This window comes from Novosphingobium sp. HII-3 (assembly GCF_002916655.1).
Lineage (GTDB): Bacteria > Pseudomonadota > Alphaproteobacteria > Sphingomonadales > Sphingomonadaceae > Novosphingobium > Novosphingobium panipatense.
This window is the reverse complement of the sequence record NZ_PPSM01000024.1, coordinates 18,571-37,259: the sequence shown is the minus strand read 5'-3', so window position 1 is coordinate 37,259 and position 18,689 is coordinate 18,571. Positions and strand designations below refer to the sequence as shown.

Below are 18,689 nucleotides of genomic sequence, written 5' to 3'. Positions count from 1 at the left end.
CGTCATCGTTCGGATGCAGTCGGTACCCAAAAACGCTACCGTCTTCCTCAAGGGCTAGACCGATGCAGCGCTGCCCCGGATGACTGTCCCGCTGATACGGCGTCTGGCCAGCGAACCAAGGCCCCGGAGTAAATTTCGTGGTGGTGGACATGGCTCAGGCCTCCCGCGCCATGATTTCGTCGCGAGCCACCTGCCAGCAGTGGGCGGTGAAAGCGTCCTGACTTACCACTCGATCATTCGCCACAGCAGCAACCGGCGCGGTGCGCTTGCAACGGCCGATCCACGCCATGAAGTCGGCGCGGTTCACGGTGGTGTTGAAGTTCTCAAAGTCGGTGCGCCCGTGAGAAGCCATGAAGGCTGCAAAGCGGGGCTGAATACTGTTCTGAAGCACTGACGTTCTCCTCGTTCCGGTTAACCGGTGTGAGGAGATCATTAGCATGATTGCTACATCGTGCAAATGCTAAAATTAGCAATGATGCAAAATTTCTTCGAGGCCGAAGGCTTTCAAGCGGCAAATGCGTGAGACCGCAGGGATCGCGCGCACGAAAAAGCCCCGCCGAAGCGAGGCTCATTCTGCCCTTGGAAGGGTCTTAGTTGCGGATCACGATCATGCCACGATCTCCCGCCACGGAATGACGCGATCCGTCCGCAGCACTATGTCAGCTGGGATGCGGAATATTTCCGCCGGGTTGAACTGCTGCAACTCGATATACTGAGCCGTTCGACGGACCAGGCGCTTCACAAGCACGCCAGTTGCCGAGTGCCCGTCGTCCTCATTCATATCGCGGATGTAGACCACCACATCATCGCCAATGCGCGGCGGCTTGGCGCGGCGGCTGTCCGTCACATAAATGGTGTCGCCGTCCTCGAACCTCGGATCCATGGACGACCCCTGCACATAAAGCGCGTAGGCGTAGTCCTTGCCATGGAGGATTGCGGGCCGCTGGATATGGTCGATCACGTTGCCGGTATTGAGCATTATCTGCTCTATAGCATGGCCGTCGAAATCCCGGGGCGCACCTAGCGAAGTTCCGAACACGGGTAGATCGCGCGGAAGCTGGATGTCCGGCGCTCCTTCGAGAGCCTTAACAATGCCATTGCTGGGCGGCACGACTTCGACGGGCTGCAGCCACCCGGGGAACTCGGGCCAGCGCTCCCGCAGCTTTTCAAGCGTGGGCTGGCTGAGGCGCGTGGCCGCCTTCCCATTGAACGGCCGCGTGATCGTAGTGACGGCCGCTCCAATCTCCCGGGCAAGCGCGCTGGGCTTCAACTGAGCATAATCCGCCAGATCGTGCAGCAGCTTCGTATCGGCTTCTAGTCCATCCATGCGGCCGCTTTTAGCATCATCGCTAATAGCATCGTATTTGCAAGAATGCTGTTTACATGTAGCATGATTGCTAATATGGTGCGGCATATGGACCAGCAGACAATCATCGCCGCCATGGAAGCCCGGGCCCGTAAACTCGGCTTGTCCATGTCCGAACTCTGCCGTCGAGCCAATGTTCATCCGACGACATTCTCGCGGTGGAAGCTCACAAAGAAGAACCCGGAACCAATCGGAGCGTCGATCAAGACCCTCTCTGCTTTGGAAAACGTCCTCAAGGCTGCTGAAGCTCCGAAGGCGCGCCGGGAGCGTGCAGCATGACTAGCGCCAAGCATCGCGTCACCTCTGACAACGAGAAGTCCTATCGGGTCTACTTCGCAGGTGCGCTCGACAAGATCAAAATAGGCTGCTCGGTTCGCCCGGTGGCGCGGATCGCTGCGGTTGGAGAGTGGATACCTTACCCGGTAACCATTCTCGCAACGATGCCGGGGACGTTCGCTCTTGAAGCGGCACTCCACCGTATGTTCGCTGAGGAATGGTCGCACGGTGAGTGGTTTCATGCCTCCGCACGTCTCCTGTCTTTTGTGGAAGATGTAAAAGCCGGACGTCCAGTCGAAATCATCCATCGCGAGCTTTCCGCCGATCAGAACGCCCGACGCAAGGCAATCGCTGAGAAGAAACGCCTCGCCCGTTTTCGGCATGATCTCCCCGAGGAAATCCAGGCTGAACTTAGGGCGGTCCCCAAGGGCGCCGCGATACCTGAACCACTCCTTCAGAAGGCTTGGGATCATATCCGCAGCCCCCGCACGGGAGCAGCAGCAGCATGACCGCCACCATCCTCTGGGCCTTCGCTGGCTTCCTCGTGTGGTTCGCTGTCGCTGTCACCTTCGGCATCATCCTTGGCAAAGGCATCGCTGCCGGTCGCTCGCACGGGGAGGGGTGAGGGATGATCCCGCCCCTGCCTTATCAGGTAGCGACTGCTCTCTGCGCGGTTTGTCGCAAGGCTACCTGCCAGCACTCCGATTTGGAGTTCGCTGGGCTGATCCCTTTCCCCACCAGCCCTTCGCTGGTCGCACCGGCCGGTGACTGCCCCACCGTCAACACCGGCCACCCCCGCAACGACCACGCAACCCCCTGCGTGGTGCCGGAGCCGCATCGCACCCCCCGCATCAGCGGCTCCGGCTTTCGTATTTCCCCCGTCTTCCATGACGGGCTTTGTAGCTAACCGAGGCAACAAGATCATGCGTGACAGCACCACGATCGTACGCGAACGACAGTCGGCAATCCGCCGAGAATTGGACCGTCGCGGCATCCTCCTGAAGACCGTTGCCATGGACGCGGGCATGTCCCTGTCCACGGTGCAGTCGTATTTCCCGTCCGCTGGCAGCCGTGAACCCGCAATCATCCCGGCGAGCGCGTTGTTCTGCCTGTTCGACGCCATCCCTGACGACCTGCTCTCGATACTCCTGCCCTCGGGCCGGATGATCGTCCGTGTTCCGGAAGAACTGGATCATGACGAGCTGGAAGCAGCTTGTCGGGAATACCTCGCCGCAAAGGGCCGGGCTCACCATCCCGAGAGTCCTGGCAAACGCGAAATCGCGGACTGCGAAAACCATGAACTCACGAAAAAGGCCGTGCGCCTTGTGGCGGTGGCGGCATGAAGAAGCGCACCTGCTCAGTCTGCGGCGTAGATGTGCGCAACGACAACGTCACCGGGCTCTGCCGCAAGCACGCCAGCGAGGCTCGCATTGGCAAGAGCCTCGCTTCTCTGTCGCTAGACGATATTGCCACGCGTCGGGTCTCTCGCGACCCATGCACCTATTGCGGCACGCGCGGCGATATCGGCTGCAAGCACCGGAGGGCCGCAGCGTGAGCGCCGCCCGTCCCATGACCAGGGCCGAGGAAAACCGCCTCTATCGCCTGCCCAAAATGCTGGATCTCGCCCGCCGCAAGGTCGCCGCTCTCGAAAACGAAGCACGGCGCCATGGCCGCTTTGATCTGCTGCCGAACGAATTGAACTGATTTCCAAGGAGACGAGACATGAACGCAGTTTCCGCAATCGTCCCGGCCAACTGGTATCGCCAGTACGAGGCCGAACGCGAAGCAAACCGCAAGCTCTATAGCTGGCTCGACCGCAGCCTTACCCTGCTTGAAGTCGAGTGCAGCCGCCGTGAACTGCGCGGTGAAGATGTCGCCCATGTGCGCGCCTTTGTCGCGAACGCCCGCAAGGAAGCGTTGTCGTGAACGCGCAGGTCCAGCTCGCGGAGCTTCGCCGTATATCCGAAACCCTTGCACCCCTTTGCGACGGTGACGAGCAGTTGCTCGCTGACATGCTTGAGGGCGAAACCAACATCGATCGTATGCTGGCTCGCCTCTGGGAGCAGATCGCTCGCGATACCGAGACGCTGACCGGCATCCAGCAACGTAAGGCTGCATTGGCAGAGCGTCAGGGTCGCATCGAACGCCGCGTCGAGAACTTCAAGCGCGCTATCGGCGATGTGCTGGCCGCTGGCGGCGTGAAGAAGTTCGAGCTTCCGGAAGTCACTCTGTCGGTTCGCCCCGGCAAAGCGAAGCTGGTCATTGCCGACAAGGACGCGGTGCCCACTGAGTACCAGCGCGCGACGTACGCGCCCGACAAGACAGCAATCAATGAGGTTTTCGAGGGCGCTGAGACCCTCCCGAACTGGCTGACCCGCGAACCGGCCAAGCCCGTCGTTTCAGCGAGGACAAAGTGATGAGCAAAACCGAACTGTGGGACGCTCTCGGCAAAACGGATCCCGCCCATACCAAAAAGTTCTCACGATCTGGCGGCTTCAAGGGCACCGCCACCAAGCCAATCTGGGTTTATCGCCGCCTGACCGAAGAGTTCGGCCCGGTTGGTACGGGTTGGGGGCATCAGAAGCCAGATTACCAGGTCGTCCCCGGAGCAGACGGCGAGGTGCTTGTCTACTGCACCGTCGAATGCTGGCACGGCGACCGCGCCAACAGCTTCTTCGGTGTCGGCGGCGATAAGGTTGTGGCGAAGAACAAGAACGGCCTGTTCAGCGATGACGAGGCGTTCAAGAAAGCTTTCACCGACGCTGTGATGAACGCCTTCAAGAGCCTCGGCGTTGCGGCTGACGTTCACATGGGCTTGTTCGATGACGACAAGTACGTCGCCGCTGTCGAGCGCGAGTTCAACGCTCCCTCAGTGATCTCCGATGAGCAGCGCACTGAGCTCATGCAGCTTCTCGATCACCTGAACGTACCGGTGGCCGAAGTGCTCGCCGTGGGCCGGATCAAGGATCTGCGCGAGCTCGCCGCAGCCCGGTTCGAGGGCGTGAAAACCTGGATCAACAATCGCGCGCTCGAAATGCGCGAACAGCCGAAAGCAGCAGCATGAAACAGATCACCATCGCCGGAAACACCGGCAGGGACGCCGAGTACAAGCAGGCTCGCGACGGGAGCGAGATGTGCTCCTTCACCGTCGCTGTCGAGGATGGCTGGGGGCAGGACAAGGGCACCCTCTGGTTCGACGTGACCCGCTGGGGGAAGGGCGCTCAGGGCCTCGCAAAAGCGCTGGGCAAGGGCTCGAAGGTCGCTGTCACGGGGGATCTCACCACCCGCGAGCACAACGGCAAGACGTACCTTCAGATCCGCGCCGACAAGGTGTCGATCATGTCCACGCCGAACACCGGCCAACGCCGTGATCCGGATGGCTCTCGCGGCGCCCCTGAGCCGGTCGGCAGCAACGGCGGCTTCGGGGAAGACCTCGACGACGATATCCCGTTCGCTACTGATCGGAGCATCTGGTGATGCTGGGCCGCGTCCTACGGCTCCTGAGCCCGCGCCGGGAGGAAAACCCCGGGCGCGCTCTGGCACAGATCAAGGCCAAGAACGATCGTGCTCGCATCCGCGCAAAGGCCGATGAAATGCGCGCATCTATGGGCCTGCCGAAAGCGGAGTGGCCAGCGCTGTGAGGGTGAACGTTTCGCCTCGCCGCAAGAACTCGCCGCGCCCAGCATGGAAGGTCGCGGAGTCATACAAGCAATGGCTCCGTGGGCGCCCCTGCGCCGCCGATGGCTACGGTCTCTGCACGGGCCGGATGGAAGCCGCGCACGTCGATCATGCTGGTGACAAGGGCATAGGTACGAAGGTGGCGGATCGCCACTGCCTGCCCCTGTGCTCTGGCCATCATCAGCGGCAGCATTCCCGAGGGTGGAAGACGTTCGAGGCCGAGTGCCTGGGCGGCAAGTCCGCTGTCGCGATTGCTGCCGCCTACTGGTCCGCTTGGCCGGGCCGTGTCGCTTGGGAGAGAGAGAATGGCTGAGAAGCGCTCTGTCAAACTCAGCACGGACGCAGCGCGGATGCGGGCTATCGGTCTGGTTCGCGCTGCACCTGCCGGATATGTCGTCACCATCGCCGAGGAGAGCCGTTCGCAGGAGCAGAACCGGCTCATGTGGCCCTTGATTGCTGACATTCAGGCTCAGGTTCCTGAGATGCGATCCTTCAGCGCAGACGATATCAAGCTTCGCTTTCTGCACGCCTTGGGCGCTGAACTCCGGTTCCTCGCTGAGCTTGAGGGCGCTGGCATGTTCCCCGTGGGCCAGCGGTCCTCCACCCTCACCAAAAGCCAGTTCACCGGGCTTATCGATCTCCTGTTTGCCTATGGTGAGCGCCACGGCGTCTCGTGGTCGCACCGCTCTCTCAACGTGAGGGAGGCCGCATGAAACGTATGCAGGCTCTTGGCCGCCTCAAGGTGGGCCAGCGCAACAAGACTGAGCAGGAATACGAGAACTTTCTCGTCCGTCGGCAGATGGCCGGAGAGATTGCCTGGTTCAAGTTCGAGGGGCTCAAGCTGCGCCTCGCGGACAACACGTTCTACACGCCCGACTTCGCCGTCATGCTCAGCAGCGGCGAGATCGAATGCCACGAAGTCAAAGGCTTCTGGACCGATGACGCGCGGGTGAAAATCAAGGTTGCCGCCGATCTCTACCCCTTCTGCTTCCGCGCCTTCCGTAAGCGCGCGCAGAGAGACGGCGGCGGCTTCTCTGAGGAGTGCTTCTCATGAAGATCCCCGTTTACTCCTTCGACGAACGCAAGGCTCGAGCCGCATGGGATGCCCATAGCGAGCTCATGCGGGCGATGATCCGCAACCCGAACCTGCGGGATAATCCCGTGTGGTCGATGCTGCGTCAGGATGCCTACGAGCACCTGTGCGAAGCCTTCGGGAGCATCCACGGATGAACCGCTGGTTTCGCTTCTACACTGACGCCATCCGCAATCCCAAGGTTGCTCGGCTGTCCGATAAGGACTTCCGGCTGTGGGTGGAACTGCTCAGCGTGGCATCCGAAAACGGCGGTTCGATCCCATGCCTCAGCGACCTTAAGCACCTTCTTAAGAGGCGCTTAGACCACCTATCAACGGGCGTTGATCGACTGATAAGCAGCGGTCTTATCGATGCCTTAGCTGATGGTTACGAGCCGCACAATTGGTCGAAGTTTCAATACAAATCAGACACTTCGACGGGCCGCGTCAAGAAGTTTCGCGGAAAACGAAACGTTTCTGAAACGCCCCCAGATACAGAAGCAGATACAGAACAGAATACGGTAGATAAATCTACCGAGGCTGCGCCTTCGTCCGACAAGGAATTCTGGGCCGCTTCGAAGTCATACCTCGGCAAGTCCAAGGCCGGGATGATCGGCAAGTGGGTCCGCGACTACGGCAAGGAACGGACAGCCAGCGCCATCACCAGCGCGCAGATCGAACGGGCGGTTGATCCGGTCCCCTACATCGAACGGGCACTGCGCAATTCGGCACAGGCGAAGCAAGCCGCTCTGAGGGTCCCGATATGACCTGGCGTCCAACACGAGCCGGGAAGCAGATCTGCCCCGAATGCTCGCACCAACGGCAGCACAAGAAAGATCGCTGCCTCTCCGTCTCCCAGACCGACGAGGGCTTCGTCTGGTTCTGCCACCACTGCAATTTCACCGGAGGAACCGGCAATGCACCGCAAGCACATGGAATGGTTCGAGCAGCGCGCAATCCCATCCGACATTGCCGAACAGATGGGCATCAACAGCGAGATGCGGGACGGGGAATTGTGGCTCTCGATCCCCTACTATCTCGACGGAAAGCTGGTGAACCGGAAGTACCGGCACGCGACCCGCAAAGAGCACTCGCAGGACAAGAACGGAAAGGCGTGCCTGTGGAACGCCGACGCTCTCTCGCTTGGGGGTGAGTTCGTAATCACCGAGGGCGAGTTTGACGCTCTCGCCGCGATGACCGCCGGTTACTCGCGGGTAGTATCGGTCCCCTGCGGAGCGCCAGCCAAGAGGGTAGAGGATCCATTCACCGCCACCCGCTACGAATTCATGTGGGAGAGCGAGGAAGCCCTCAAGAAGATCGATCGCTTCGTGCTGGCAACGGATGCCGATGCCCCGGGTCAGGCGCTTGCCCATGACCTCGCGGCGATCCTTGGCCCTGAGCGCTGCTGCTTCGTCCGGTATCCGGAAGGGTGCAAGGACCTGAACGATGTGCTGGTGAAGCTCGGGGCCTCGGCTGTCGTCCGCTGCATCGAGGAAGCGCAGCCGGTCCCGGTCGTCGGCCTCTACCGGATGAGCGACTTCACGGACCAGGCCGAACTGCCGAGCATGACCACGGGCATTGATTGCCTCGACGAGAACATGCGGATCGTCCTTGGCAGCTTCACCGTGTTCTCGGGCTACTCGAACATGGGCAAGTCCACGGTCCTCAACACGATCCTGGCAAGTGCCATCGCCCGTGGCGTGAACGTCTGCATCGCGTCGTTCGAGACGGCGCCGAAGCCGATCCTGCGCAACGAGCTCGCCCGCGCCCTCATTGGGTGCAGCTTCGAGGAATTCCCGACCCACAAGCTGCGCAAGGATGCCTACGAGACGCTTGAGCGCCAAGTGACCATCATCAGCAACTCGATGGATGATGACGCGGAGATCGACCTTGAGCAGTACCTTGAGCTGATCCGCATTGCCGTGATCCGCGACGGCGCAAAGATCGTGGTTCTCGATCCCTGGAATGAGCTTGAGCACAAGCGGGGCAGGGACGAAACGGAAACCGATTACATCGGGCGGGCCATCCGCACCCTCAAGCGCTTTGCCAAGCGGTACAACGTAGCGCTGTGGGTCGTGGCGCACCCAACCAAGCCGATGAAGCTGAAGGACGGGACGATCCCTGTCCCCAGCCTCTACGACATCAGCGGCTCTGCGAACTGGTCGAACAAGGCCGACTACGGGCTGATCTACCACCGCGCAGACAAGACGAAGAACGAGGGCACCCTTGCCGTGGTGAAGGTCCGGATGGGCTTCCCCGGTCAGTGCGGCGTCGTCGAAGTCATGCGGGATGAGCAGACGAGCCGGATCGTTGAATACGGCGTCGAGATCTACCGGAGCCCGGCATGACCGACCTCGTCACCACCTCTCCCCGTGCCTATCCCCCAACAGCGCACCCAAACATCCGGATAATAGCCGACATGCTCGGTACGCCTCGTAGGGAGATGCTCAATCGCTTTCGTGCTGGCGAATACGAGGGCGCCCACCCTGCCTACCTCACTGAGGCTGGCCTCACCCCCACCAATACGGAGACACGATGATGGCGACCCCCGCCCGCGACTACCTCGCCCCTATCGGCCATGGCGACTGCGCGCCCCTCATCAAGATCATCGAGAAGGTGAGGGCGGATGAACGAGAGCGGTGTGTGGGGCGCGCCACCCAGATCCTAAACTCTCACCCCCACGCACCACCATCACCGCACGAAATCATCTTCGCTATTCGGCATCCGGGAGAGGAAGCATGCTGACCATCACTTCCCACGCCATCAACCGCGCAATGGAGCGCCTACCAAACGTCCGGAGCGAGGGAGAGGCTATTGCCGCCCTCGATACCATCGCCGTCCGCCGCGCTGCCGAGTTCGGCGCAAGGTACGTTCGCCTCCCCACCGGGCAACGTGTCGTGCTGGAAGGCGGCACCATCACCACTGTGCTCCCTCGCGGCGCTCACACCTGGAAGATGAGTTCGCATTGGGACCGCATCCGCCAGCGCGCCCGAGGATGGGCAAGGTTCTATCGAGAGGGTGACGCATGAACGCCATCGTGACAATCGAGGCCCCCAGCCTCCCGCTGCCCCCGGGCCTCTCGTGCGACGACTGGCTTGCCATTGGTCGCGATCTCATGCGCAAGGACCGTGAGACGAAGTGGCAGACGTCGGACTGGATGGCATATGGTCGTGCCCGGGCCCGCACTGACAGCACCTTTGCCTCCCAGATGGAGATGCATCTCCCCGAGATGGCAGAGGACCGCCGGCACCTCGACGCCATTGCCCGGGTGGCCGAACTCTTCCCGCCCGAAGAGCGCAGCCTGGATCTGTCCTTCGACGCCTATGCCAAGCTCTCGCGTCTTCCCCATGGGGAGGCCCGCAAGATCCTGGATCAGGCGGCCAAGGAGAAGACCCCGCCCCGCGAGATCGGCTACCAGGCCATGCAGATGCAGATGGCGATCCTCCCGCGCGCCGAGCCTGACAGCGACAGCCAGCTTCTCAGCCTGATCCACCTTTGGAACCGCACCCCCCGTAGCGTCCGGGAGGAATTCGCCGAGATGGTAGGCGAAGCTGACGGACAGGAGATTGAGCCTTGATCCCAACCGACCGCTACCCTCCCATCCCCGAGGGCTTCCGCGCCCGGTTCATCGACCCCACCACCCGAGGAGGATGGAGAGGGGTCGAACGCGCATACGGAGCCCGCCGCGAAGTCATCCAGCGGTGGATTGCCGAGTGCGGTGGACCCAAGCAGTTAGCCGCGGCTCGCAAGGCAGCGATCAAGGCCATGAAGGATGAACTGGCAAAAATTCGCCCAGGGAGTCGCTTCAGGCCGCGATGAGTATCCCTGACAGCATCCGTATACCCCGGAGCGGCTTTCGCGCTCTACGGGCCGGAAAATGGAAAATAGAGGCATGAGCGAGAAAAGACCGGAAGGCCGACCGAGCAAGTATCGGCAAACCTACTGCAACGAGGTTGTTGAGCACATGGCTCAGGGCGCAAGCCTGACTTCGTTTGCCGGCGAGATCGGAGTTGCGCGTTCCACGATCAACCAGTGGATGGAGGATCACCCGGAGTTTTCGGAAGCCGTACGCGTGGCCAAGGCAAAATGCGCGTCCTGGTGGGAGAAGGCGGGGCGCACGATTGCCATGGGTGGTGGCGGTCCGGGAGCGTCAACGCTGGTGGTCTTCGGACTTAAGAACATGGGCGCAGACGACTGGGCTGATGCATCGCAAGTCGACCATAGAAGCAGCGACGGCAGCATGACCCCTAAAGCTCCAATCTACAACATCACCGACAAGTGAAGCAGGAAGTCCTAGACATATTCCCGGTCTACCGGGATTACCTGCAGCCAGCGCGTTTCAAGGTTGCGTATGGCGGTCGTGGCAGCGCAAAGACACGTACATTTTGCACCGTCTTGACGAGCAACGTGCTTTACTTCGGATGGCGCGTGGTATGCTTTCGCGAGATCATGGAGAGCATCCAGGATAGCGTCTATCAGGAGTTCGTTGCGGAGATCGAGCGGCGAGGGCTTGAGGATCACTTCGAGATCCTGAAGACCGAGATCAAGTGCCCGTCATCCGGCGGCTGCGTCCGCTTTTCCGGCATCAAGGCCAGTGCTTCTCGGCTGAACACGCAGAAGCTCAAGGGCTTCTCTGATTTCGACGCGGCCTGGCTTGAGGAAGCGAACCCCGTCACGGCGGAAAGCTGGAACGCGCTGATCCCAACGATGCGCAAGAGCGGTTCGGAGATCTGGGTTTCGTTCAATCCCGAGAACCCGCTTGAGGAGACGTTCCGCCGGTTCGTTGCCGAACCCATGTACCCGGCCGAGCGGGATGGGCGCCCCTACTGCATCGCGAAGAAGATCAACTTCACCGACAACCCGCGCTTTCCGCAAGAGCTCAAGGACGACGCGGAACTGATGCGCTTGTCGGACCCGGAGCTGTATCGGCATGTCTATCTCGGCGAGCCGGTGGCCGATAATGCCCTGTCGATCATCAAGCCGGCTTGGGTCGAGGCCGCAGTGGATGCCCACCTGAAGATACCTGGCTTCCCCATTGGTGGCGGCAAGATCGGCGGCATGGACATATCGGGCGGCATCGAGGGCGATGTGGCGGCGCCCAAGTCGAACGACCCCAACGCGCTGGCATGGCGCTACGGATGCGTGCTGTCCGGCCTGGAGGAGTGGCAGGACGAGAACCCTAACAAGGCCGCCGCTTATGCTCACCCGATCCTGCTGCGGGAGGGCGTGGACACGCTGCACATCGACGACATAGGCGTTGGTGCCTCCGTCCCCGGTGAACTGCGGCGGCTCCACGGTCTGGTCCCGAACGCGCCGGTGGCATCATTCCTTGGGTGGACTGCTTCGGAGAGCCCCGCCATGGCCGACCGCGAGTATCAGCCCGGCAAGACGCACGGAGACATGTTCTCGAACCTCAAGGCGCAGGGCTGGGGGCTGCTGGGGGATCGCTTCCGCAACACGTGGCAGGCCCGCAATGGCTTGCCCTACGATGCCGAGCAGTTGATCTCCATCCCATCTGGCTTGCCGTTGCGGGACAAGCTGCAGGCCGAGCTATCGCAGCCCCGGCGCGAGAGCATCAACGGGCGGATGAAGGTCGAGAGCAAGCGTTCGCTGAAGAAGCGTGGCGTGCCGTCTCACAACTTGGCAGATGCCGTGGTCATGGCTTACGCTCCGATTGACCGGGCGTTCTCGGCGTTTGATGTGCTGTGAGGAGCGATATGCCGATGGATAAGATCGAGGGCCTGTTGGCTGGCGTGTACCCGGCTGTTGTGGTCGAGCAGTGGACGGGCGCAGATGGCTGGCCTTGCTTCAAAGCTCTCTTGATCGCAGATCGACACTCCGACCCTGTTTGGGATGGGGTTGAGCATGGTACGGCTGAGGCGGCGTTCGATGCGGCGGAGATATTAGCCGAGCGCACCGGCGATTGCCCTGTGATCGATATGATCAAGGCCGGCGGGTAGCCGTCCGTAGCAACGCCACCGCAGACGTCGGCATGCCAACACCATGTCCGACGTCCGCATCCGCAACGTGCGCCCCAAGCCGGGCTATGTCTTCGACGGCAAGGCAGTCACGCCGATCCCCATGTACGACGGCCTGGCAAACGTGGTCACAGGTCGCGGAACCTCCGTCGATCGCTCCACGCACAACTTCTGGATGGGCATGTCGATGCCGTCGCAGCAGATCGAGGCGGCCTACCGCACTTCGTGGCTCATCCGGCAGATCGTCGAAATTCCCGCCTATGATCAGACCCGCGCCGGCCGAGACTGGGACGCAGACGAGGAGCAGATTGCCAAGATCGAGGCAGAGGAAAAGCGTCTCGGATACTGGACCAAGGTGCGCAAGGCGCTGATCTACGGTCGCTTGGGCGGCGGCGCACTGTTCATCAACCTGGGCGAAGATCCCTCCGCCCCCCTACCCCGATCGGTACAGCCCGAGCAGATCGTCAGCCTCGTGCCCCTCTACCGGACACAAATCACGCTCGGATTGCCCGACGATGACGTGCTCAGCCCATACTTCGATGAGCCGGTGGACTTCGCCCTCAACACGGCGGCGCGGCCCAAGATTCACCGCACACGCTTGGTGTTCTTCAAGGGCCAACCGGTGCCCGGGTTCTCGTCCGTCAACTGGGAGGATCGGTTCTGGGGCGACAGCGTTGTGCAGGTCGTCAATGAGGCCGTACAGAACGCCACAACCGCGACAGCAGGCTTCGCTGCGCTGATCGACGAGGCGAAGGTGGACGTCTTCAAGTTCGCCAAGCTCGCAGAAACGCTTGCCGCGCCCGGCGGCGACGAGAAGATCCGCAAGCGCATCGACCTGGCCACCACCGAGAAGTCCATCCACCGCTCTGTCAGCCTCGACGCCGAGGACGGATGGGAGACGCGCACCCTCAACTTCGCTGGTGCCAAGGACATGATCACGACCCTGATGGGCATCGTGGCCGGCGCTGCCGACATTCCGGCTACCCGTCTCCTCGGGAAGTCACCCGATGGCCTCAACGCTACAGGCGAGAGCGACAGCGCGAACTACTTCCAGTCAGTCGCGGCCCAGCAGGAGAGCAGCCTGCGACCCGCACTGGACCAGCTTGACGCCGTGATGCTCCCCAGCGCCGGAGCTCCCACGGATTTGACGTACAAGTTCTCGCCCCTACGCGTGCTGACTGAGGCGCAACAGGCCGAGATCGAGAGCAAGGAAGCCACGACGCTCAAGACACTGGTCGATACCGCGCTGTTTTCTGAGAAGGCGCTGGAAGAGGCGTTCTCTAACCGGATGGTCGAGAGCCAGAGGTGGCCAGGATACAAGGAGGCCCGCGACGCCGACAGTGAGGGCATCGGTGCAGGCGGCGACGAATCCGAGCTGGGCATTGTGCCCGTAGGAGGAAAGGAGGCTGATCCGGTATCTCCCACGACGCGGGCTCCGAGCGTGAGCCCCGAGCCCGCCCGTGCGGCAAATGATGGGAAGCCTGAGGTGACGGAATGAGCGTCCAGCCTAAGGTTCCGGGGCAGAAGGAAAGCGCTGCGAGCAAGCTGGGTGCCTTTCTTGGGCTGCTCGCATTCGTCCTCGGCTTCGCTGCCTTGCTCACTGTGCCGCACCCTATCACCCAACTGGCCGCCGAACTGATGGCGCCCGAGGAGAGCCAGCCATGACGAAGTACAAGCGCAGCGAACTGAACCGTATGCAGACCGAAATTACCCCCAAGCGCCTTCTCGAATTCACTGAAATGGTCGCAGCGGCAGAGCGTGCCGGGGACGTCGAGGAAGATGCACCGTACCTCTACAAGGCACGGGAACATCAGATTGATGCCGCGTATGCGGACGGCGCTCTTGATCGCCTGATTGCGGCTCATGCGTGAGGGCTGGGGCGGTGACTGACCGCAAGAAGCGCCTACACCGAGGCGGCTACACCGGCCCCGGGAAGCCTTACATCATCGGCGAGCAATGCCATTGCCGCTTTGGCGAGATCGTCGTGCGGCCAAACCTATCCATCGGCCCTCGGGCGCCTGACCGAACCGACATCATCGGCTGATGCCCCGCTACAACCTCGCCCAGATGGCCCGTCGCGCTGGTGCGCGGAGAGATACGACCCTCCGACCCGTCGAGCCCGCCATCGGCCCTGAGAAAGACCTCGCCCGCCTCTATCTCGCCGTCCTCAAGGCATGGTCACCTGAAGCCATCCTGCGCAATTACACGGGCGGCCTGACGACCGACGCGCCCTCCGACCAGTCCGACGCCATAGCCGAGGCAGAGAATACGGTTACGCGGCTGATCACCGAGTTCGCGCGGGACCTGCGGGAATGGCTGACGCGGGTGGAAACCATCCATCGCTCCAGGTGGGTAGCGGCGATCAAGGCGGGGACCGGGCTTGACCTATCCACCATCCTCACCGGCAGTGACGTCCGCGAGACGCTGGAGGTCGCCCTGGAGCGGAATGTGGCGCTTGTCCGCAACGTGTCGGACCAAGCGAGGGGGCGCATCGCAGACGCTGTGTTCCGAGGCTATCAGGAGCGCCGGCCGGCTCGCGAGGTGGCGAAGGAGATCAGGGAGGCGACGGGTCTAGCCCGAGATCGATCGCTCAGGATCGCCGCTGACCAGAACGCCAAGATCTCGGCGGCCCTCGATCGAGAACGCCAGGCGGAGGCGGGGATTGATCTCTTCCGTTGGCGCCACTCGGGCAAAGCTCACCCGCGCCGCCCGCATGTCGCCAGAGACGGCAAGGTGTACGAGCGGGCCACGGGTAAGCAGGTCAACCCGGATGGCTCCAAGATGGCCGGCGAGACCATCGAACGCGGGGACTTTCCCGGGGAGGCGCCTTACTGCGGGTGTCGAGCGCAGGCTTACTTGCCGATTATGGCGGAGTTGGGGATATAAGCGCCCAAGTGCTCGTCTTCGGTAGAGGGCGGCATTACATTATCAATATGCAGAAGATTGTGTTGCGGGAAGTCCCGCGCATAGCCGCCATCGAACAGCGTTTGCTGGGCGCCGAGAAGCTCATGAGCGATGAGCTTGAAGCACTCCAGGCAGACGTTGACGCTGCATCAATCGAATTGTTTGGAATAACCCAGCAGGACACGCTTTGGCCGCCGAAGGGCCAGAGTTACGACGAATGGATGCTGCATTTTGAGTTCCTCGAATGGGAGTACGATGAGGAGGCAGCGTTCTGGGATGCCTTTGGGATCGACGTGGCGGACGCGGATGGAGAACCTTTGGAGTGCCTGTCGGAGTTTGGCCGTCAGCTTGTCTGCGTGCTCAAGCGACTGCTGCCGGAGGCCCGTCTAAGGTTCCGCCCGGAGGTGCCGTTGACTGACGAGCAAATCCAAGCGGATGCGGAAGCGTGGGGCCGCTTCTTGCTCGCGAGCCGCCGCACCTAACCGTCCGTAGAGACCCCCGCCCATCGCCCGCACAACGCGGGCATGGTGCTACTTGCCGACCATCTCACGCTCGACGCCCCCCGCCGCACAAGCGACGGCTATATGGCTGTCCGCGCTAAAGCGGCCCGTACTGGCGTCTACCAGTATCTCGGCAGCGAGATCGATCCCGAGAACAAGCACGGCCTGCGCGATAAAGGCCTCGTCAACGTCCTGCGGGATGAGAACACGGTATTTGATACCGCCGCCGTCCGCTCGTTCATCGGCAAGCCCGTTACCGACGATCACCCCCGCGAAGGCGTGAACTCGGCCAATTGGCGGGACCACGCGCGCGGCACCATCATGGGCGCTATGCGTGAGGGTGAATATCTCGCGTTCGACCTGCTCCTGACCGACGCCGCCACGATCGCGAAGGTCGATGCTGGCAAACGTCAGTTGAGCAACGGCTACGCTGCCGAGCTTGAGTACGGCAGTTTCCAACATACCGATGGCACGCCCTGTGTTGCGCGCCAGGCGAAGATTACCGGTGGCAACCACGTCGCGCTTGTCGATGCGGGTCGCGCCGGTCCCGAATGTGCGATCAAGGACGGGTTTGCCCTCTGCGACGCCATCACCGCCGACGCGCTCGCTGCGCTTCAGGCATCCCTCCAGAAGGACGAACCCACGATGAAGATCAAGATCGGCGATGCCGAAGTCGATGCGACGAACGGTGAGGCCGTTCGGATCGCAGTCGATGCGCTCAACACCAAGCTGGCAGACGCGACCACGCGCGCGACCACGGCGGAAACGGACCTCGCGGCGGCGCAAACCGCCGTAGCGGCCAAGGACACCGAGATTGCCCAGCTCAACCAGAAGCTCTCGGACGCGGCCATGACCCCGGCCAAGCTTCGCGATGCCGCCAAGGCTTATGCCGTCGTCTGCGACAAGGCCCGCGCCGTTGGCGTGACCTTCGCCGAGGACGCGGATGCCGAGGCCATCATGAAGGCCGTCGTCGACGCCAAGATGGGCGACGCTGCACAGGGCTGGAACGCCGACCAGATCGCCGCTTCCTTCGCGGTTCTCACCAAGGACGCCAAGCCGGCCGAGCAGTCGACCTTTGACGCCAGCGCGTTCCGGGGCGGCCTTAAGAGCGTCGGGGATGCTGCCGCCAAGGAGCAGCAGGCCTTCGATACCGCCAACGACTTCAACGCCTGGCGCAAGCAGGCATAAGGGAGGGCTGATCCATGCCTTTGCAGACCGCATACAACCAGTTTCAGCCCGCGGGTTTCCCGGGCCTTCTGGCAAACATGGAGGAGTGGAACGGCCATACCCGCACCGCCTCCGCCACCATCGCTTTCGGTGCTCCGGTGCAGCGCAGCGGGGACAAGGGCTGTGCTCCTCTGACCTCCGGCGAATACCTCGGCGTGGCGATTGCCCATCACGTCATTACCTCCACCAACGCTGACAGCTACGGCCAGTACGACAACGTGCCGGTCGCTGACGCCGGCGTGATCTGGGGTCTGGCCGGTGGGGCGATTGCTGCCGGTGCTGCCGTGAACTGGGACAGCGCGAACGGTCGCTGGACCACCGCTGCCGTTGCCGGTGCGATCTATGCCGTGCCTGGTGCCGAAGCCGACAACGCGGCCTCTGGCGCTGGCGCACTCTTCAAGGTGCGGCTCCGCCGTATCCCGTCGTAAGGGGGGCTGAACGATGAACATGCACACCAACTTCCTTGACGCGCAGCAGGCTCAGTTCGGCTTCGTCGTCAATCAGGCCTACTCGATCAACGCGCAGGTCTACGCCACCCGGTTCCCCGATCTCGACTTCGCCCGCCTGGTCTACGTCGATACCTCGGCCCCGGAATGGACCCCTGGCATTGTCAGCTTCATGTCGAGCACCGTTGGCAAGGCCGACTGGTTCTCGGGCGCTGCCAAGGATGTCCCGCGCGCCGATGTGACCATGGACAAGAGCCAGGTCGGCGTACACATGGCCGCCATCGGGTACGGCTACAACAGCGAGGAGGTCGGGCAGGCCCAGCTTCTCGGCATCAACCTTGGCGCCAACAAGGCCGAAGCCGCTCGCCGCGCCTACACCGAGTTCATGTGGAACCTGACCCTCACCGGCAACTCCGACAAGGGATTGCTGGGTCTTGGCAACCAGTCGAGCGTGACCACTGGCACGGCTCCCGCTGACGGTAACGAAGGCGGCGCAACCAACGTCACGACCTGGTTCAACGGCTCGGGCGTGGCCACGAAGACCCCGGCGCAGATCATCCGTGACATCAACAACGTCCTTACGGGCGTGTTCACGGGCTCGCTGACGGTCGAAATGGCCGACACGCTGCTGCTGCCCTACTCCACGATCAGCTATCTCTCGGCGACCCCCATGTCCTCGACGAACAGCGAAACGATCATGGCGTACATCCTGCGCAACAACATCTACACGCAGATGACCGGCCAGCAGCTTACCATCCGCGGCGTTCTGGGCCTCGATGCGCAGGGCTCGGGCTCGACCAAGCGCATGGTGGCCTATGCAAATCGCCAGGACGTGGTGAAGCTGCACCTGCCGATGCCGCACCGCTTCCTCCCGGTCTATCAGGACGGCCCGACGTCGTTCCAGATCCCGGGGCTCTTCCGCACCGGCGGCGTGGAAGTCCTGCGCACCGGCGCCTTCCGCTATCTGGATGGGATCTAAGCCATGGCCGAACCGAAGATCGTGAAGCACGTCGTCACCAACGTCAGCGACGGCCCTAAGGTGCTCAATGCCCTGACGGTCGGCGTGCTGGCTGCTGGCGACAGCACTGACGAACCGGTCGAGATGACCGAGGCGGAATACGAAGTCGCCAAGGCCTCGGGCTGGTTCAAGTTCGGCACTGCTGCCGCACGGGCTGCTGCCAAGGACGACGACAGGGCCTGACCGCCAGCTTTCGTCACGCAAACGGGGCCGCCTCGCATCGTC

At 62.3% G+C, this 18,689-nt stretch carries 33 protein-coding genes; 30 read left to right on the top strand and 3 right to left on the bottom strand.

Translation table 11 applies throughout. From position 1 onward, the window contains the following. Nucleotides 1-154: 154 nt before the first annotated feature. On the bottom strand, nt 155-391 hold the full coding sequence (locus C2R25_RS09815; protein WP_103729013.1) for a hypothetical protein: 237 nt from the start codon (nt 389-391) through the stop codon (nt 155-157). Between the two features lie 216 nt (nt 392-607). Continuing rightward, nucleotides 608-1,327, bottom strand: coding sequence for a S24 family peptidase (locus C2R25_RS09810; protein ID WP_158250645.1), 720 nt, complete (start codon nt 1,325-1,327; stop codon nt 608-610). 63 nt (nt 1,328-1,390) lie between these two features. Between C2R25_RS09810 and C2R25_RS20415 the strand changes: the two genes are divergently transcribed. The 9 genes from C2R25_RS20415 (at nt 1,391) to C2R25_RS09775 (ending at nt 5,119) form a co-directional block, all read left to right on the top strand. Beyond that, nucleotides 1,391-1,645: a helix-turn-helix transcriptional regulator gene (locus C2R25_RS20415; RefSeq protein ID WP_158250644.1), complete on the top strand. Its 255-nt coding sequence runs from the start codon at nt 1,391-1,393 to the stop codon at nt 1,643-1,645. Then, nucleotides 1,642-2,151 carry a GIY-YIG nuclease family protein gene (locus tag C2R25_RS09805; RefSeq protein ID WP_103729011.1) on the top strand — a complete coding sequence of 170 codons (510 nt, stop codon included), beginning with the start codon at nt 1,642-1,644 and terminating at the stop codon, nt 2,149-2,151. Before C2R25_RS20415 ends, C2R25_RS09805 begins: the two co-directional genes overlap by 4 nt. A 414-nt stretch (nt 2,152-2,565) precedes the next feature. Beyond that, nucleotides 2,566-2,985, top strand: a complete 420-nt coding sequence (locus C2R25_RS09800; RefSeq protein WP_103729010.1) for a hypothetical protein — start codon at nt 2,566-2,568, stop codon at nt 2,983-2,985. Continuing rightward, the gene (locus C2R25_RS09795; protein ID WP_103729009.1) at nt 2,982-3,197 is read left to right on the top strand and encodes a hypothetical protein; all 216 of its coding nucleotides are present in this window, start codon (nt 2,982-2,984) and stop codon (nt 3,195-3,197) included. The genes C2R25_RS09800 and C2R25_RS09795 overlap by 4 nt, the downstream gene beginning before the upstream one ends. Then, nucleotides 3,194-3,346, top strand: coding sequence for a hypothetical protein (locus C2R25_RS20410; protein ID WP_158250643.1), 153 nt, complete (start codon nt 3,194-3,196; stop codon nt 3,344-3,346). Before C2R25_RS09795 ends, C2R25_RS20410 begins: the two co-directional genes overlap by 4 nt. An 18-nt stretch (nt 3,347-3,364) precedes the next feature. Further along, entirely contained in the window at nt 3,365-3,568 is a 204-nt protein-coding gene (locus C2R25_RS09790) for a hypothetical protein (RefSeq protein ID WP_103729008.1), read from the top strand. Further along, nucleotides 3,565-4,059 (top strand): siphovirus Gp157 family protein, encoded by a 495-nt coding sequence (locus C2R25_RS09785; RefSeq protein ID WP_103729007.1) that lies wholly within the window; start codon nt 3,565-3,567, stop codon nt 4,057-4,059. The genes C2R25_RS09790 and C2R25_RS09785 overlap by 4 nt, the downstream gene beginning before the upstream one ends. Further along, nucleotides 4,059-4,706, top strand: a complete 648-nt coding sequence (locus C2R25_RS09780; protein ID WP_103729006.1) for a hypothetical protein — start codon at nt 4,059-4,061, stop codon at nt 4,704-4,706. The genes C2R25_RS09785 and C2R25_RS09780 overlap by 1 nt, the downstream gene beginning before the upstream one ends. Then, complete coding sequence (locus C2R25_RS09775; protein WP_103729005.1) at nt 4,703-5,119, top strand: single-stranded DNA-binding protein; 417 nt, start codon at nt 4,703-4,705, stop codon at nt 5,117-5,119. Before C2R25_RS09780 ends, C2R25_RS09775 begins: the two co-directional genes overlap by 4 nt. A 223-nt stretch (nt 5,120-5,342) precedes the next feature. On the opposite strand, the gene C2R25_RS20960 is transcribed toward C2R25_RS09775, so the two are convergent. Next, nucleotides 5,343-5,501 (bottom strand): hypothetical protein, encoded by a 159-nt coding sequence (locus C2R25_RS20960; RefSeq protein ID WP_233203890.1) that lies wholly within the window; start codon nt 5,499-5,501, stop codon nt 5,343-5,345. A gap of 124 nt (nt 5,502-5,625) precedes the next feature. Here C2R25_RS20960 and C2R25_RS09770 point away from each other — a divergent pair, with 124 nt between their 5' ends. From C2R25_RS09770 to C2R25_RS09680, 21 genes are all read left to right on the top strand, one after another. Then, nucleotides 5,626-6,033: a recombination protein NinB gene (locus C2R25_RS09770; RefSeq protein WP_103729004.1), complete on the top strand. Its 408-nt coding sequence runs from the start codon at nt 5,626-5,628 to the stop codon at nt 6,031-6,033. Next, nucleotides 6,030-6,374, top strand: a complete 345-nt coding sequence (locus C2R25_RS09765; protein ID WP_103729003.1) for a DUF1064 domain-containing protein — start codon at nt 6,030-6,032, stop codon at nt 6,372-6,374. Before C2R25_RS09770 ends, C2R25_RS09765 begins: the two co-directional genes overlap by 4 nt. Then, nucleotides 6,371-6,550: a hypothetical protein gene (locus C2R25_RS09760; RefSeq protein ID WP_103729002.1), complete on the top strand. Its 180-nt coding sequence runs from the start codon at nt 6,371-6,373 to the stop codon at nt 6,548-6,550. Before C2R25_RS09765 ends, C2R25_RS09760 begins: the two co-directional genes overlap by 4 nt. Further along, nucleotides 6,547-7,158 (top strand): helix-turn-helix domain-containing protein, encoded by a 612-nt coding sequence (locus C2R25_RS09755; RefSeq protein WP_103729001.1) that lies wholly within the window; start codon nt 6,547-6,549, stop codon nt 7,156-7,158. The genes C2R25_RS09760 and C2R25_RS09755 overlap by 4 nt, the downstream gene beginning before the upstream one ends. A gap of 150 nt (nt 7,159-7,308) precedes the next feature. Next, entirely contained in the window at nt 7,309-8,739 is a 1,431-nt protein-coding gene (locus tag C2R25_RS09750) for a DnaB-like helicase C-terminal domain-containing protein (RefSeq protein WP_103729000.1), read from the top strand. A gap of 187 nt (nt 8,740-8,926) precedes the next feature. Further along, the gene (locus tag C2R25_RS09745) at nt 8,927-9,136 is read left to right on the top strand and encodes a hypothetical protein (protein ID WP_103728999.1); all 210 of its coding nucleotides are present in this window, start codon (nt 8,927-8,929) and stop codon (nt 9,134-9,136) included. Next, nucleotides 9,130-9,420, top strand: coding sequence for a hypothetical protein (locus tag C2R25_RS09740; protein WP_103728998.1), 291 nt, complete (start codon nt 9,130-9,132; stop codon nt 9,418-9,420). The genes C2R25_RS09745 and C2R25_RS09740 overlap by 7 nt, the downstream gene beginning before the upstream one ends. Further along, nucleotides 9,417-9,968: a hypothetical protein gene (locus C2R25_RS09735; RefSeq protein WP_103728997.1), complete on the top strand. Its 552-nt coding sequence runs from the start codon at nt 9,417-9,419 to the stop codon at nt 9,966-9,968. The genes C2R25_RS09740 and C2R25_RS09735 overlap by 4 nt, the downstream gene beginning before the upstream one ends. Before the next feature lie 315 nt (nt 9,969-10,283). Then, nucleotides 10,284-10,673 carry a hypothetical protein gene (locus tag C2R25_RS09730; RefSeq protein ID WP_103728996.1) on the top strand — a complete coding sequence of 130 codons (390 nt, stop codon included), beginning with the start codon at nt 10,284-10,286 and terminating at the stop codon, nt 10,671-10,673. Next, entirely contained in the window at nt 10,670-12,100 is a 1,431-nt protein-coding gene (locus C2R25_RS09725; protein ID WP_103728995.1) for a PBSX family phage terminase large subunit, read from the top strand. The genes C2R25_RS09730 and C2R25_RS09725 overlap by 4 nt, the downstream gene beginning before the upstream one ends. A 14-nt stretch (nt 12,101-12,114) precedes the next feature. Continuing rightward, entirely contained in the window at nt 12,115-12,351 is a 237-nt protein-coding gene (locus C2R25_RS09720) for a hypothetical protein (protein WP_146049647.1), read from the top strand. Nucleotides 12,352-12,394: 43 nt separating this feature from the next. After that, nucleotides 12,395-13,867: a DUF1073 domain-containing protein gene (locus C2R25_RS09715; protein ID WP_103728993.1), complete on the top strand. Its 1,473-nt coding sequence runs from the start codon at nt 12,395-12,397 to the stop codon at nt 13,865-13,867. Beyond that, a complete protein-coding gene (locus C2R25_RS20405) occupies nt 13,864-14,034 on the top strand; it encodes a hypothetical protein (protein WP_158250641.1) in 171 nt (56 codons plus the stop codon). Before C2R25_RS09715 ends, C2R25_RS20405 begins: the two co-directional genes overlap by 4 nt. Further along, nucleotides 14,031-14,240 carry a hypothetical protein gene (locus C2R25_RS09710; RefSeq protein ID WP_103728992.1) on the top strand — a complete coding sequence of 70 codons (210 nt, stop codon included), beginning with the start codon at nt 14,031-14,033 and terminating at the stop codon, nt 14,238-14,240. The genes C2R25_RS20405 and C2R25_RS09710 overlap by 4 nt, the downstream gene beginning before the upstream one ends. Nucleotides 14,241-14,251: 11 nt before the next feature. After that, entirely contained in the window at nt 14,252-14,413 is a 162-nt protein-coding gene (locus C2R25_RS20400; RefSeq protein ID WP_158250640.1) for a hypothetical protein, read from the top strand. Beyond that, the gene (locus tag C2R25_RS09705) at nt 14,413-15,255 is read left to right on the top strand and encodes a phage minor head protein (RefSeq protein ID WP_103728991.1); all 843 of its coding nucleotides are present in this window, start codon (nt 14,413-14,415) and stop codon (nt 15,253-15,255) included. Before C2R25_RS20400 ends, C2R25_RS09705 begins: the two co-directional genes overlap by 1 nt. Nucleotides 15,256-15,302: 47 nt before the next feature. Further along, nucleotides 15,303-15,755 (top strand): hypothetical protein, encoded by a 453-nt coding sequence (locus C2R25_RS09700; protein ID WP_158250639.1) that lies wholly within the window; start codon nt 15,303-15,305, stop codon nt 15,753-15,755. 42 nt (nt 15,756-15,797) lie between these two features. Next, nucleotides 15,798-16,961: a DUF2213 domain-containing protein gene (locus C2R25_RS09695; RefSeq protein ID WP_103728989.1), complete on the top strand. Its 1,164-nt coding sequence runs from the start codon at nt 15,798-15,800 to the stop codon at nt 16,959-16,961. Nucleotides 16,962-16,975: 14 nt separating this feature from the next. Beyond that, nucleotides 16,976-17,428, top strand: coding sequence for a DUF2190 family protein (locus tag C2R25_RS09690; protein WP_103728988.1), 453 nt, complete (start codon nt 16,976-16,978; stop codon nt 17,426-17,428). 13 nt (nt 17,429-17,441) lie between these two features. Next, complete coding sequence (locus C2R25_RS09685) at nt 17,442-18,425, top strand: DUF2184 domain-containing protein (RefSeq protein ID WP_103728987.1); 984 nt, start codon at nt 17,442-17,444, stop codon at nt 18,423-18,425. Nucleotides 18,426-18,428: 3 nt separating this feature from the next. Continuing rightward, nucleotides 18,429-18,647 (top strand): hypothetical protein, encoded by a 219-nt coding sequence (locus C2R25_RS09680; protein WP_103728986.1) that lies wholly within the window; start codon nt 18,429-18,431, stop codon nt 18,645-18,647. Nucleotides 18,648-18,689 lie beyond the last annotated feature (42 nt).

Coding starts and splice junctions, on each gene's coding strand:
- C2R25_RS09700 (WP_158250639.1), top strand. CDS start 15,303: ATGCAGAAGATTGTGTTGCGGGAAGTCCCGCGCATAGCCGCCATCGAA.
- C2R25_RS09800 (WP_103729010.1), top strand. CDS start 2,566: ATGCGTGACAGCACCACGATCGTACGCGAACGACAGTCGGCAATCCGC.
- C2R25_RS09795 (WP_103729009.1), top strand. CDS start 2,982: ATGAAGAAGCGCACCTGCTCAGTCTGCGGCGTAGATGTGCGCAACGAC.
- C2R25_RS09775 (WP_103729005.1), top strand. CDS start 4,703: ATGAAACAGATCACCATCGCCGGAAACACCGGCAGGGACGCCGAGTAC.
- C2R25_RS09755 (WP_103729001.1), top strand. CDS start 6,547: ATGAACCGCTGGTTTCGCTTCTACACTGACGCCATCCGCAATCCCAAG.
- C2R25_RS09715 (WP_103728993.1), top strand. CDS start 12,395: ATGTCCGACGTCCGCATCCGCAACGTGCGCCCCAAGCCGGGCTATGTC.
- C2R25_RS09780 (WP_103729006.1), top strand. CDS start 4,059: ATGAGCAAAACCGAACTGTGGGACGCTCTCGGCAAAACGGATCCCGCC.
- C2R25_RS09730 (WP_103728996.1), top strand. CDS start 10,284: ATGAGCGAGAAAAGACCGGAAGGCCGACCGAGCAAGTATCGGCAAACC.
- C2R25_RS09760 (WP_103729002.1), top strand. CDS start 6,371: ATGAAGATCCCCGTTTACTCCTTCGACGAACGCAAGGCTCGAGCCGCA.
- C2R25_RS09695 (WP_103728989.1), top strand. CDS start 15,798: ATGGTGCTACTTGCCGACCATCTCACGCTCGACGCCCCCCGCCGCACA.
- C2R25_RS20405 (WP_158250641.1), top strand. CDS start 13,864: ATGAGCGTCCAGCCTAAGGTTCCGGGGCAGAAGGAAAGCGCTGCGAGC.
- C2R25_RS09805 (WP_103729011.1), top strand. CDS start 1,642: ATGACTAGCGCCAAGCATCGCGTCACCTCTGACAACGAGAAGTCCTAT.
- C2R25_RS09735 (WP_103728997.1), top strand. CDS start 9,417: ATGAACGCCATCGTGACAATCGAGGCCCCCAGCCTCCCGCTGCCCCCG.
- C2R25_RS09810 (WP_158250645.1), bottom strand. CDS start 1,327: ATGGATGGACTAGAAGCCGATACGAAGCTGCTGCACGATCTGGCGGAT.
- C2R25_RS09710 (WP_103728992.1), top strand. CDS start 14,031: ATGACGAAGTACAAGCGCAGCGAACTGAACCGTATGCAGACCGAAATT.
- C2R25_RS09720 (WP_146049647.1), top strand. CDS start 12,115: ATGGATAAGATCGAGGGCCTGTTGGCTGGCGTGTACCCGGCTGTTGTG.
- C2R25_RS09745 (WP_103728999.1), top strand. CDS start 8,927: ATGATGGCGACCCCCGCCCGCGACTACCTCGCCCCTATCGGCCATGGC.
- C2R25_RS09690 (WP_103728988.1), top strand. CDS start 16,976: ATGCCTTTGCAGACCGCATACAACCAGTTTCAGCCCGCGGGTTTCCCG.
- C2R25_RS09765 (WP_103729003.1), top strand. CDS start 6,030: ATGAAACGTATGCAGGCTCTTGGCCGCCTCAAGGTGGGCCAGCGCAAC.
- C2R25_RS20960 (WP_233203890.1), bottom strand. CDS start 5,501: ATGATGGCCAGAGCACAGGGGCAGGCAGTGGCGATCCGCCACCTTCGT.
- C2R25_RS09680 (WP_103728986.1), top strand. CDS start 18,429: ATGGCCGAACCGAAGATCGTGAAGCACGTCGTCACCAACGTCAGCGAC.
- C2R25_RS09790 (WP_103729008.1), top strand. CDS start 3,365: ATGAACGCAGTTTCCGCAATCGTCCCGGCCAACTGGTATCGCCAGTAC.
- C2R25_RS09750 (WP_103729000.1), top strand. CDS start 7,309: ATGCACCGCAAGCACATGGAATGGTTCGAGCAGCGCGCAATCCCATCC.
- C2R25_RS20415 (WP_158250644.1), top strand. CDS start 1,391: ATGATTGCTAATATGGTGCGGCATATGGACCAGCAGACAATCATCGCC.
- C2R25_RS09740 (WP_103728998.1), top strand. CDS start 9,130: ATGCTGACCATCACTTCCCACGCCATCAACCGCGCAATGGAGCGCCTA.
- C2R25_RS09705 (WP_103728991.1), top strand. CDS start 14,413: ATGCCCCGCTACAACCTCGCCCAGATGGCCCGTCGCGCTGGTGCGCGG.
- C2R25_RS09770 (WP_103729004.1), top strand. CDS start 5,626: ATGGCTGAGAAGCGCTCTGTCAAACTCAGCACGGACGCAGCGCGGATG.
- C2R25_RS09685 (WP_103728987.1), top strand. CDS start 17,442: ATGAACATGCACACCAACTTCCTTGACGCGCAGCAGGCTCAGTTCGGC.